This window comes from Noviherbaspirillum album (assembly GCF_035916955.1).
Taxonomy (GTDB): domain Bacteria; phylum Pseudomonadota; class Gammaproteobacteria; order Burkholderiales; family Burkholderiaceae_D; genus Noviherbaspirillum; species Noviherbaspirillum album.
In genome coordinates, this window is record NZ_JAWIIV010000010.1 from 96108 (window position 1) to 108613 (window position 12506).

Here is a 12506-nt window from a genome sequence, read left to right on the forward strand (position 1 = left end):
ACAACAATGCATATGTCCCCCGTCCTGCGTCGCACCGTGGCGGCCGCCGCCCTGGTGCTCGCGCTGCCAGCCGTGACCGCCGTCGCCGCCATGCTCAAGACCGATCCCGCCAAGAGCAGCGTATCGGCCATCTTCAAGCAAATGAACGTGCCGGTGGAAGCCAAGTTCAAGAAGTTCAATGCGCAGATCGACTATGACGGCGCCAAGCCGGAAGCGTCCAGGGCGAGCATCGATATCGACATTCCCAGCTTCGATCTCGGCGATGCCGAGTACAACAAGGAAGTGCAGAAGAAGGAATGGTTCAACGGCGCGCAGTTCCCGAAAGCCGGCTTCGTGTCGACCGCGATCAAGCCGGCGGCCGGCGGCAAGCTGGATGTGACCGGCAAGCTGACCATCAAGGGCAAGACCGCCGACGTCGCCTTCCCGCTGACGGTGAAGAAGGAGGGTTCCACCCAGGTTTTCGAAGGCGCGCTGCCGATCAAGCGGCTGGCCTTCAACATCGGCGAAGGTGAATGGAAAGACACCAGCATGGTCGCCGATGAGGTTGTCATCAAGTTCCGCGTCGTCGCGGCACAGTAATTACCGTTCAGCAAACGCAGTCAACCAAGCCATCTCACAAGGAGTTTTCATGACGTTCAAGCATCTTGCCGCAGCCCTGCTGGCGCTCAGCGCAGCTTCCGCTTACGCCCAGACCTACAACATCGATCCCAGCCATACCTACCCGAGCTTCGAAGCCGACCACATGGGCATCTCCGTATGGCGCGGCAAGTTCACCAAGACCAGCGGCACCATCAACCTCGACCGCAAGGCCAAGACCGGCACCATGGACATCGCCATCGATGCGAACTCGATCGACTTCGGACATGCGAAGATGAACGACCATGCAAAGAACAAGGACATGTTCAACGTGGAGCAGCATCCGACCATCACCTACAAGGGCAAGTCGATCAAGTTCAACGGCGATACGCCGGTGGCCGTCGAAGGCGAGCTGACCATGCTGGGCGTGACCAAGCCGGTCAACCTGACGATCAGCAAGTTCAAGTGCATCCAGCATCCTATGCTCAAGCGCGAAGTCTGCGGCGCCGACGCCTCCGGCGAATTCAAGCGCACCGACTTCGGCCTGAATTACGCCACGCCGCGGTTCTCTCCGGAGGTCAAGCTGGCCATCCAGGTAGAAGCCCTGATCGCCGACTGATCGCGCAAGGTTTCGCGCGCAAGCCGGCTGCGATTGCGCCGGCTTTTTTATTATCGAAAAATTCTTCATTGAGCAGCCCATGAAAAAAGAGCGCTATCTGCGCAGCATCCGCCTGCTCGCGGAATGCTTCCATGCCTTCCAGCAGATATCGGATGCCCACATACGCACCCTGGGACTGACGTCGCCGCAGTTCGACATCATTGCCACGCTCGGCAACACCGACGGCATGTCGTTCAAGGAGCTGGGCCAGAAGACGCTGATCACCAAGGGCACGCTGACCGGCATCGTCGACCGCCTCGAGGAAAAAGGGTTGGCCGAGCGCACCTGCTGCCTCGAGGACCGGCGCAGCATCATCGTGCGGCTCACCGCGCGGGGGCAGGCCGAGTTCGAGCGGCTGTTCTCTCCCCACATACAATTTTGCAAGCAAGCTTTTTTGGGCTACAGTGACGAAGACTTTGCCGCGCTCGACCGCGAGCTGGCAAAGCTGAAGAATCACCTGGACGCCAGCAGCGCGAAGCCGGACTAAGCGCCGTCCCGCCTCTGCCTGTTACGCGGGTCCAATGGGGAAGCCAGCCGTTCATCCGTTCACAAGGAGAGTGTATGAAACTTGCGTTAGCCAGCATTACCCTGACTGCCATGCTCGCCGTGCCGTTTGCCGCACAGGCCCAGGCGCAATTCGCCAAACCCGAGGATGCCGTGAAATACCGCCAGGCGGCCTTCACCCTGCTAGGCGCGCATACCGGGCGCGTCGGCGCGGTGGTCAAGGGAGAGAGGCCCTATGACAAGGCCGCGGTTGAAGCAGATGTGGCCGTAATGGAAATGGTGGCGAAGCTGCCGTGGACTGCCTTCCCGCAGGGGAGCGAGGCGGCCAATTCCAAGGCGAAGCCGGAAATCTGGAAGGAGCAGGACAAGTTCATGGCGGCCGCCGACAAGATGCAGGGCGAGATCGGCAAGCTTTCCACCGCCGCCAAGTCGGGCGACCTGAACGCCATCAAGACCGCCTTCGGCGCCGTCGGCCAGTCGTGCAAGGCTTGCCACGACAATTACCGGAACAAGTAAGCAGGACACGGCTTGCGTGTGTGGCGCCCGGCACATAGCCGGGCGTTTTCATTTGAGGAAGACACCTTGATCGAGATGCCTGCTACATCATGCCTCTCGGCGGCAGGCTGATCAGCCAGTACACTGCCGCGGCGCACAGGGCAAGAATGACAGCGGCAAGCAGCCGCATGCCCCAGGAGTCGTTGGCCGGCACGGCATCGAAATCGACTTCATGGTCGCCGGTCAGCATGGGCTTGACCAGGTTCTGCCGCCTGCGGACATGGTAGAAGATGATCGCCAGGATATGCATCGCCACCAGTATGTAGATCAGGGTGGCGGAGACATCCTTGTGGAACCAGGTGATCTGGTCCGACAAGTCCTTGCTGATGAACTTGACCAGCGGGCCTTCGCTGGCGATATCGTCGTTCGCATACAGGCCGCTGACCGCCTGCGCCAGCACCGCGCCGAGCAGGGCAAACACCGACAGGCTGCCGAGAGGATTGTGTCCGAGGTATTTCCGCTTGAGTGCTTCCTTGCCGCCGCGCACATAACCGACGATGGTCGACGGTCCGTAAATAAAGCTTGAAAACCGGGCATAGCGCGGGCCGATCAGGCCCCAGACGATGCGGAAAGCGAGCAGCGCAAGTATCGAGTAGCCGGCGCGGAAGTGCCACTCCATCGCGTTTCCGCCAATGTTCTGGGTCACTACCGCGGCAACAATCAATACCGCGAGCGCCCAATGGAACAGGCGGACCGGCAAATCCCAGACACGCACTTTCTTCATGTTTTCTCCTTGCTTACGGTTATGCATTCATGAAGAAAGTGTAGACGAAAAAAAGGCCGGCTCGCGAGCCGGCCTTTTTGCCTGGACGAGGGCCTGGTCAAACGACGGCGCCGTCGGTCTCGTCCTTTTCCTTGACCGGCTTGATCAGATCTTCGCGGGTCACGCCCAGCCACATCGCCACCGCGGCGGCAACGAAGACCGAGGAGTAGATGCCGAACAGGATGCCGATGGTCAGCGCGATCGCAAAGTAATGCAGCGTGGCGCCGCCGACCAGCAGCATCGACAGCACCATCATCTGGGTCGAGCCGTGGGTAATGATGGTGCGGGAAATCGTGCTGGTAATGGCATGGTTCATCACGTCGTCCGTGCCGAGCTTGCCGTAGCGGCGGTCGCGGAAGGTTTCTCGCACCCGGTCGAACACCACCACCGATTCGTTGACCGAATAACCGAGCACGGCCAGTACCGCCGCCAGCACGGTCAGCGAGAATTCCCACTGGAAGAAGGCGAAGAAGCCGAGAATGATCACCACGTCATGCAGGTTGGCGATGATCGCGGCGATGGCGAACTTCCATTCGAAGCGGAATGCAAGATAGATCACAATGCCGATGATCACCATGCCGAGCGCCAGCAGGCCGTCGTGCGTGAGCTCGTCGCCGACCTGCGGGCCGACGAATTCGACGCGATGCAGGCGCACGCTGCTGTCCTCAGCCTTGAGCGCGGCCAGCACGCGTTCGCTCTGCTGCGCGGAAGTCACGTCCTTGCGCGCGGGCAGGCGGATCATCACGTTCTGCGCTGTGCCGAAGCTCTGCACCTGGGTGTCGGTGTAATTGAGCCTTTCGATCGTGGCGCGGACCTTCTCCAGGTCGGCCGGCTTGTCGTAAACGACTTCGACCACCGTGCCGCCGGTGAATTCGATCGACAGGTGCAATCCCTTGTAAACCAGGAAGAACACTGCCGCGACGAAGGTAAGCGCCGAGATCACGTTGAAGATCACCGCGTGGCGCATGAAGGGAATATCCTTCTTAATCCGGAACAACTCCATTACTTTTTCCTTTCGGGTCTTGCCGCCGGCGCCGCCTTGCAAGGCTGGCGCTCCTGCGAAACACCCATCAAACCGCAATCAATCTTCATCCAGCACATGCAATTCCGTGCTGCGTCCGTGCCGCCTCCGTGACGCGCCCGGGCGTCACGGATCGGGGGTCATCAGGCCCTCAGGCCATCAAGCATTGGGCTTCCACACCTGGCCGATCGATACGCTGGCCAGGCGCTTCTTGCGGCCGTACCACAGGTTGGCGACGCCGCGCGATACGAACACCGCCGAGAAGATCGAGGTCAGGATGCCGATGCAGTGCACCACCGCAAAGCCGCGGATCGCTCCGGAGCCGAAGATCAGCAGCGCGAGGCCGGCGATCATGGTGGTCACGTTCGAGTCGAGGATCGTGGCCCAGGCGCGGTCGAAGCCGGTGGCGATGGCCGCCTGCGGCGAATTGCCGTTGCGCAGTTCCTCCCGGATGCGTTCGTTGATCAGCACGTTGGCATCGATCGCCATGCCGAGCGTGAAGGCGATCGCCGCCATGCCTGGCAGAGTCAGCGTCGCCTGCATCACCGACAGCACCGCGATCAGCAGCATCAGGTTGACCGCGAGCGCGAACACGCTGAAGAAGCCGAACAGGTGGTAGTACACAATCATGAAGATGGCAATCGCCGCGAAACCGTACAGTGTCGAGTTGAAGCCCTTCTGGATGTTTTCGGCGCCGAGCTGCGGGCCGATGGTGCTTTCCTCGATGATCTCCATCGGCGCCGCCAGCGAACCGGCGCGCAGCAGCAGCGAGAGGTCGTTGGCCGCCTCGGCCGAACCCATGCCGGTGATCTGGAAACGGGAACCGAGCTCGTCGCGGATGGTGGCGACCGTCAGGACCTCGCCCTTGTTCTTTTCGAACAGCACGATGGCCATCGACTTGCCGATCTTGCTGCGCGTGGCGTCGCGCATGCGGCGGCCGCCGTCGCCGTTGAGGTCGATGCTGACCGCCGGCTGCTGGTTCTGGTCGAAGCTGGCGCTGGCGCTTGAGATGTACTCGCCGGTGATGATCGGCTCCTTGTACAGCACGACCGGGGCGCCCTTTCCGATCTTGAACAGTTCGGAGCCGAGCGGCACGGCTGCGGTTTCCTCGGTGCCGCGCATCACGCTTTCGTCCACCATGCGCACTTCCAGGGTTGCCGTGCGGCCGATGATGTCCTTGGCGCGCGAGACGTCCTGCACGCCGGGCAGTTGCACCACGATGCGGTCGGCGCCCTGGCGCTGGATGATCGGTTCGGCCACGCCGAGTTCATTGACGCGCTTGTGCAGGGTGCTGATGTTCTGCTGCACCGCGTCCTCGACCGTGGTTCTCAGCGCCTCCGGCCGGAAGCTGCCGATCAGCTTGAGGTCGGCGCCTTCGGCAGCATCCTGCAGCGCGAGTTCGCCCAACTGGGATTCGAGCACGTCGCGCGCCTTCTTGCGGGTATCTTCGTCGCGGAACAGCACCACGATCTGATCGCCGTTGCGGCTGATGCCGGCATGGCGCACGTTCTTGTCGCGCAGCAGGGTACGCACGCTGACCTGCAGGCCCTGCATGCGCTTGTTCACTACCGCCTTGGTATCCACCTGCATCAGGAAGTGCACGCCGCCGCGCAGGTCGAGGCCCAGATACATCGGCAGCGCACGCATGCTCTGCAGCCACTGCGGCGTATTCGGCAGCAGGTTGAAGGCGACGATATAGGTCGGATCGGCGGGATCGGTATTGAGCGCCTTCTCCAGCAGCGACTTGGCGCGGAACTGGGTGTCGGTATCGTGGAAGCGCGCGCGCACCGAACCCTGGTTGCCGGTCACATCGAACTGCACGCCGTCGGCGGTGATGCCGGCACTCTTCAGCACCTCGTCGACCCTTGTCAGCATCGACTGGTCGACCTTGACCGTGGCCTTGGCGCTGCTGATCTGCACCGCCGGCGACTCGCCGAAGAAGTTGGGCACCGTGTAGAGCACACCGAAGGTGAGCACCAGCAGGATGAGGATGTATTTCCAGATGGGGTAGCGATTCATAGGGTTCAACTTGCATGTTGAGCGGGCGATACGCCCGCAGGAAGCGCCGCGGCTTGCCGGCGCTTGCCTTGGCTGGCCGCGCTACGTTACAGCGCCTTGATTGTGCCTTTCGGCAACAAGGTCGAAACAGCGGCTTTCTGAACGATGATTTCGGTGCCGTTGGCGATTTCCAGCGTGACGTAGGCTTCGGTCACCTTGGACACCTTGCCGACGATGCCGCCGGCGGTAATGACTTCATCGCCCTTGGCGAGCGCATCCATCATGGCTTTCTGCTCTTTCTGACGCTTCATCTGGGGACGGATCATCAGGAAGTACAGCACGATGAACATCAGGATGATGGGCAGGAAGCTCAACAGGCTGCTCTCGGCACCGGCTGCGGCGGTTTGTGCGTAGGCGTTGGAAATGAACACTTTTTTAACTCCGGTTTGTAATGGTGATCAACCGGGGATTCTAACACCCGGGAATGCGATTCTCGAGCGTTCGGGAAACTCTCTTGCCGCGTTGCCGTCGCCTTGCTCAATTGTCAGCCGGCCTTGCACGGTGACTTCCCGGCATGCCCAACTGACAATTCGCGGTACTGCCCGGCAGCTGCCCTAGACCCCGCGGGCGCGGTCGGCATGGAACTGGATGACGAAAGCCTGGAAGCGATCTTCGTCAATGGCGCTGCGGATTTCACGCATCAGTTCAAGGTAATAGTACAGGTTATGAATGGTGTTGAGGCGCGCGCCGAGGATCTCGCCGGCCCGGTGCAGATGGTACAGGTAGGCGCGGGAGAAGTTGCGGCATGCATAACAGCCGCAGCTTTCGTCCAGCGGTTTTTCATCATCTTTATAGCGGGAATTCTTGATCTTCAGATCGCCGAACCGGGTGAACAGCCAGCCGTTGCGCGCATTGCGGGTCGGCATCACGCAGTCGAACATGTCGACGCCGTTGGCCACGCCGGCCACCAGATCTTCCGGCGTGCCCACGCCCATCAGGTAATGCGGCTTGTCGGCCGGCAGGCGCGGGCCGACATGCTCAAGCACGCGCATCATGTCTTCCTTCGGCTCGCCTACAGACAGGCCTCCGATCGCATAGCCCTCGAAACCGATTTCCTGCAGCCCGGCCAGCGATTCGTCGCGCAGGTTCTCGTACATGCCGCCCTGCACGATACCGAACAGCGCGTTCGGGTTTTCGCCCTTGTCGAATTCATCACGCGAGCGCTTGGCCCAGCGCAGCGACATGCGCATCGATTTGCCGGCTTCGTCCTCGGTGGCCGGGCGGTCGCCGATCTGGTAAGGCGTGCATTCGTCGAACTGCATCACGATGTCGGAGTTCAGCACGCGCTGGATCTGCATCGAGATTTCCGGCGAGAGGAACAGCTTGTCGCCGTTGATGGGCGACGCGAATTTCACGCCCTCTTCGGTGATCTTGCGCATCGCGCCCAGGGAAAACACCTGGAAGCCGCCGGAGTCGGTCAGGATCGGCTTGCTCCAGCCGATGAAGCGGTGCAGGCCCTCGAACTTGCCGACCACGTCCAGGCCGGGGCGCAGCCACAGGTGGAAGGTGTTACCGAGAATGATCTGGGCGCCGATTTCCTCGAGTTCGAGCGGCGACATCGCCTTCACCGAACCGTAGGTGCCCACCGGCATGAAAATCGGAGTCTCGACCACACCGTGGTTGAGCGTCAGCTGGCCGCGGCGAGCCTTGCCGTCGGTCTTGAGAAGTTTGAAATTAAGCATGTCGGAAATCGGAAATTCAGAGTCGGGTCAGTAGCATGGCGTCGCCATAGCTGAAGAAACGGTAGCGCTGGGCGATCGCGTGCGCATAGGCATCGCGGATCTGCCGGTAGCCGGCGAAGGCCGACACCAGCATCAGCAGCGTGGATTTGGGGAGATGAAAATTGGTGACCAGGCGGTCGACCGTCTTGAATGCGTAGCCCGGCGTGATGAACAGCGCGGTGTCGGCGCTGCCAGGCTGCAGCTGACCGGACTGCGAGGCCGATTCCAGCGCGCGCATGCTAGTGGTGCCGACGGCGACCACGCTGCGGCCGGCGGCCCTGGTCTCGCGCACCGCGTCGACCGTGTCCTGGGCAATGGTGTACCACTCGCTGTGCATCTTGTGCTCGGCCAGGTTTTCGGTGCGCACCGGCTGGAAAGTACCGGCGCCCACGTGCAGCGTGACGTAGGCGAAGCGCACGCCCTTCGCCTGCAGCCGGTCAAGCAGCGCCTGGTCGAAGTGCAGTCCGGCGGTGGGCGCTGCGACCGCGCCCGGTTCCTTCGCATAGACAGTCTGGTAGCGCTGTTCGTCGACCGCATCGGCGGCGTGCTCGATGTACGGCGGCAGCGGCAGGCGGCCGTGGGCTTCGATCAGCTCGAACACATCATCGGGGAAGACTAGCGTAAAGAATTCGCCGGCGCGCTCGCCGACGGTGACGTCGAAGGCATCGGCCAGGCGGATGCGGCTGCCGGGCTGAGGCGTCTTGGAGGCGCGCACCTGGGCATGCACGGTGCGGCTGTCGAGCACCCGCTCTACCAGCACCTCGACCTTGCCGCCGGTTTCCTTGGCGCCGAAGAAGCGGGCCTTCAGCACCCGGGTATTGTTGAACACCAGCAGATCGCCCGGCATGAGCAGATCGACAATGTCGGCAAAGGCGCGGTCGACCAGCCGGTCGCCGCGGTCGCCGTCCACATGGAGCAGACGCGAGGCGCTGCGCTCGGGCAGCGGCAGCTGCGCAATCAAATCTTGCGGCAGGTCGAAATCGAAATCGGAAAGGGAATACATGCTTCAGGATCGCATACAAGGTGGCTGCGGCCGGCGCGGTGCGAATATATCCGGACTGCATACCGCATCCGGACTTAACAAGATTGCCATACAATGACAGCTGCGCCTTCCCGGCGCAGCAATCCGGCAGCAACCCGCCGACTTCCGCAAACAAAACCCGCTATTTTACGCCTTGCCGCCCGATTCACGTATGCCCGACGCCAAGCCAAGTCCCGCCGACATAGAAAAGACCCCGGACAAGGTCAAGGCCAAGGCTGGCGCCAAGGCCAAACCTGCTGCCAAGCCGAAAGCCACCAACGAGAGCAAGCTGGCCAAGCTCGGGCTGCGCAGCGACATGGACCTGGTGCTGCACCTGCCGATGCGCTACGAGGACGAAACCCAAATCCGGCCGATCAGCGAGGCCGGCTTCATGGGCGGCAACGCGGCCCAGGTTGAAGGCCTGGTTACCGCCTGCGACATCCAGTACCGGCCGCGCCGCCAGCTGGTGGTGACGATCGCCGACGACAGCGGCCCGCTGGTGATGCGCTTTCTCAATTTCTACGGCAGCCAGGTCAAGCAGTTCGCGGTCGGCGCCCGCATCCGGGCGCGCGGCGAGGTGCGCCACGGCTTCTTCGGCGCCGAGATGGTGCATCCGACCTACAAGGTGGTGGAGGAAGGCGATCCGCTACCCGATGCGTTGACGCCGGTTTATCCGGCCGGCGAAGGCCTGTCGCAGACTTACCTGCGCAAGGCCATTGCCAATGCCCTGAAACGCGTCGACTGGCGCGACACCCTGTCGCCGGCGCTGCTGGAATCGCTGCAGCTGCAGGGTTTCGAGGCTTCGGTGAAGCTGCTGCACAATCCGCCGCCAGACGTTGACGAATATGCGCTGATGGAGCGCACCCATCCGGCCTGGACACGGATGAAATTCGACGAACTCCTGGCGCAGCAGCTGTCGCTGAAGCGGGCGCAGCAGGCGCGCCGGGCGAAAGGCGCGGCCGCCCTGCCGGTGATCGGCGCGCTGTCGGAATCCTTCCTCAAGGCCCTGCCCTTCCAGCTGACCGATGCCCAGCAACGGGTGCTGGGCGAGATTCGCGCCGACCTGCGCGAATCCTTTCCGATGCAGCGCCTGCTGCAAGGCGACGTCGGCAGCGGCAAGACGGTGGTCGCCGCGATGGCGGCGGCGCAGGCGATCGACAGCGGCTTCCAGGCGGCGCTGATGGCGCCCACCGAGATCCTCGCCGAGCAGCATTTCCGCAAGATCGCGCAGTGGATGGAGCCGCTAGGCGTGCGGGTGGCCTGGCTGACCGGCAGCCTGAAGAAAAAGGAAAAGGAAGCGGCGCAGGCGCTGATCGGGTCGGGCGAGGCCCATCTCGTGATCGGCACCCATGCGCTGATCCAGGAAGGCGTGGAATTCGCCCGGCTGGGCCTGGTGATCGTTGATGAACAGCATCGCTTCGGCGTTGGCCAGCGGCTGGCGCTGCGCAACAAGGGGCTGGATGCGGCGGGCGGAATTACCGGTCAGACCGCGCAAGTGTCACAGACCGTGCCGCACCAGCTGATGATGTCGGCCACGCCGATTCCGCGCACGCTGGCCATGACGTATTACGCCGACCTGGAAGTGTCGGTGATCGACCAGCTGCCGCCGGGCAGGACGCCGATCGTCACCCGTGTCATCGACCAGAACCGGCGCGAGGAAGTGATCGAGCGGGTGCACGCGGCGGCGCTGGAAGGCCGGCAGGTGTACTGGGTCTGCCCGCTGATCGAGGAATCGGAAGCGCTGCAGCTGCAGACCGCCACCGACACCCATGCCGCTCTGTCGGCCGCGCTGCCGGACCTGCGGGTGGGGCTGGTGCACGGCCGCATGAAGCCGGCCGAGAAGCAGATCGTGATGGATGCCTTCACTCGGGCGGAAGTGCATGTGCTGGTCGCAACCACCGTGATCGAGGTCGGCGTCGACGTGCCGAATGCCTCGCTGATGGTGATCGAGCATGCGGAACGCTTCGGCCTGTCGCAGCTGCACCAGTTGCGCGGACGCGTGGGCCGGGGTTCGGCCGCCAGCATCTGCCTGCTGCTCTACCAGAGCCCGGTGGGACAGGTAGCGAAGCAGCGCCTGATGACCATGCGGGAAACCACCGACGGCTTCGAGATCGCGCGGCGCGACCTCGAAATACGCGGCCCCGGGGAATTTCTCGGCGCGCGGCAGTCGGGCGAGGCGATGCTGCGCTTTGCCGATCTGGAAGCGGATCAGTGGCTGGTGGAAAAGGCGCGTGGCCTGGCCCAGGAGCTGCTTCAGACCGATCCGGCCACCGTCGAGGCTCACCTTGCGCGCTGGCTGGGCGGGCGCGAGGAATTCCTGAAGGTATGACGCCGTGCGGTTCCCTGGTTCGACAAGCGAACGCCGCCGGGGTTTTGGCATCGAATGCGACCGCCGGCGGCGACGCTACATCCGCTTGCTGAAAATTCCGGAATTGCTTATATACTGTCACTATCAATATTTAAAAAACGATTGATTTTGGAAAACAAGGATGCGCCTGTCCCGATTTCCTTATTTTCCTTATCCGTTAAGCGTTGAGGTAAGCAGCACACATGACTCTGACTGAACTGAAATATATCGTTGCCGTTGCACGTGAAAAACATTTCGGGCATGCGGCCGAAGCCTGCTTCGTTGCGCAGCCGACCCTGTCAGTGGCGATCAAGAAGCTGGAAGACGAACTCGGCGTCACCATCTTCGAGCGCGGAGGCACGGAAATCTCGATGACGCCGCTCGGCTCCCAGATCGTGGCCCAGGCCGAGCGGGTGCTGGAACAGACGGCGGCGATCAAGGAAATTGCCAAGCAGAACAAGGACCCGCTAGCCGGCCCGCTGCGCCTTGGCGTCATTTACACCATCGCGCCCTATCTGCTGCCGCCGCTGGTCAAGACCATGATCGAAACCGTGCCGCAGATGCCGCTGGTGCTGCAGGAAAATTTCACCACCAAGCTGATCGAGCTGCTTCGCCAGGGCGAACTCGACGCCGCCATCATGGCCCTTCCCTTCGCCGACCAGGGCCTGATGGTGCAGCCGCTGTACGACGAGCCCTTCGTGGTGGCGCTGCCGAAGCACCATGCCTGGGCCAGCCGCGACGCCATCGATGCGGAAGAATTGAAATCGGAAACCATGCTGCTGCTCGGCAACGGCCATTGCTTCCGCGACCAGGTGCTGGAAGTCTGCCCGGAGATGGCGCGCTTCTCGACCAGCGGTGACGGCATTGCCCGCACCTTCGAGGGTTCGTCGCTGGAAACCATCCGCCACATGGTGGCTTCCGGCATCGGCATCACGGTGCTGCCGCAGGCTTCGGTGCCCGACATGCAGGCCAAGGACGGCATGCTGCGCTACGTGCCGTTCAAGGAGCCGGGTCCGTCGCGCCGCGTCGTGATTGCCTGGCGCAAGAGCTTCACCCGCAGGCCGGCGATCGAGGCGGTGCGTCAGGCGGTGCTGGCTTGTGACTTGCACGGGGTGGTGATGCTGGATGAGGCGGAGACTGCGGAGGCTTGATTGAGACGATGCATGGCGCAGGCTAGCGCCCTTGTCTCAAGAAGCCAGCTTGGATTACCCCCTTCTCCCGCAGGCGGGAGAAGGGTTGGGGATGAGGGGCTTCGAACTACCTGCTGCAGTGTTAATACCGC

12 protein-coding genes are annotated in these 12506 nt (G+C 62.5%); 6 read left to right on the forward strand and 6 right to left on the reverse strand.

Translation table 11 applies throughout. The annotated features are described in order from the left end of the window. Nucleotides 1–6 precede the first annotated feature (6 nt). From RY831_RS13805 to RY831_RS13820, 4 genes are all read left to right on the forward strand, one after another. Entirely contained in the window at nt 7–579 is a 573-nt protein-coding gene (locus RY831_RS13805) for a YceI family protein (protein ID WP_437126270.1), read from the forward strand. Between the two features lie 49 nt (nt 580–628). Then, the gene (locus RY831_RS13810; protein WP_326506937.1) at nt 629–1195 is read left to right on the forward strand and encodes a YceI family protein; all 567 of its coding nucleotides are present in this window, start codon (nt 629–631) and stop codon (nt 1193–1195) included. A gap of 79 nt (nt 1196–1274) precedes the next feature. After that, nucleotides 1275–1721 carry a MarR family winged helix-turn-helix transcriptional regulator gene (locus RY831_RS13815; protein WP_326506938.1) on the forward strand — a complete coding sequence of 149 codons (447 nt, stop codon included), beginning with the start codon at nt 1275–1277 and terminating at the stop codon, nt 1719–1721. 74 nt (nt 1722–1795) lie between these two features. After that, complete coding sequence (locus RY831_RS13820; protein ID WP_326506939.1) at nt 1796–2254, forward strand: c-type cytochrome; 459 nt, start codon at nt 1796–1798, stop codon at nt 2252–2254. An 82-nt stretch (nt 2255–2336) separates the two neighbouring features. Here RY831_RS13820 and RY831_RS13825 read toward each other — a convergent pair whose 3' ends face one another. The 6 genes from RY831_RS13825 to queA form a co-directional block, all read right to left on the reverse strand. Continuing rightward, complete coding sequence (locus RY831_RS13825) at nt 2337–3017, reverse strand: cytochrome b/b6 domain-containing protein (protein ID WP_326506940.1); 681 nt, start codon at nt 3015–3017, stop codon at nt 2337–2339. Nucleotides 3018–3114: 97 nt separating this feature from the next. After that, complete coding sequence (gene secF, locus RY831_RS13830; protein ID WP_326506941.1) at nt 3115–4059, reverse strand: protein translocase subunit SecF; 945 nt, start codon at nt 4057–4059, stop codon at nt 3115–3117. 177 nt (nt 4060–4236) lie between these two features. Beyond that, entirely contained in the window at nt 4237–6096 is a 1860-nt protein-coding gene (secD, locus tag RY831_RS13835) for a protein translocase subunit SecD (protein ID WP_326506942.1), read from the reverse strand. 86 nt (nt 6097–6182) lie between these two features. Then, the gene (yajC, locus tag RY831_RS13840) at nt 6183–6506 is read right to left on the reverse strand and encodes a preprotein translocase subunit YajC (RefSeq protein ID WP_326506943.1); all 324 of its coding nucleotides are present in this window, start codon (nt 6504–6506) and stop codon (nt 6183–6185) included. A gap of 183 nt (nt 6507–6689) precedes the next feature. Continuing rightward, entirely contained in the window at nt 6690–7817 is a 1128-nt protein-coding gene (tgt, locus tag RY831_RS13845) for a tRNA guanosine(34) transglycosylase Tgt (RefSeq protein WP_326506944.1), read from the reverse strand. A 16-nt stretch (nt 7818–7833) separates the two neighbouring features. Then, nucleotides 7834–8859: a tRNA preQ1(34) S-adenosylmethionine ribosyltransferase-isomerase QueA gene (queA, locus tag RY831_RS13850; RefSeq protein ID WP_326506945.1), complete on the reverse strand. Its 1026-nt coding sequence runs from the start codon at nt 8857–8859 to the stop codon at nt 7834–7836. Between the two features lie 190 nt (nt 8860–9049). Here queA and recG point away from each other — a divergent pair, with 190 nt between their 5' ends. Together recG and RY831_RS13860 are read left to right on the forward strand one after the other, a co-directional pair. Continuing rightward, nucleotides 9050–11206 (forward strand): ATP-dependent DNA helicase RecG, encoded by a 2157-nt coding sequence (recG, locus tag RY831_RS13855; RefSeq protein ID WP_326506946.1) that lies wholly within the window; start codon nt 9050–9052, stop codon nt 11204–11206. Between the two features lie 221 nt (nt 11207–11427). After that, nucleotides 11428–12375: a hydrogen peroxide-inducible genes activator gene (locus tag RY831_RS13860; RefSeq protein ID WP_326506947.1), complete on the forward strand. Its 948-nt coding sequence runs from the start codon at nt 11428–11430 to the stop codon at nt 12373–12375. Nucleotides 12376–12506 lie beyond the last annotated feature (131 nt).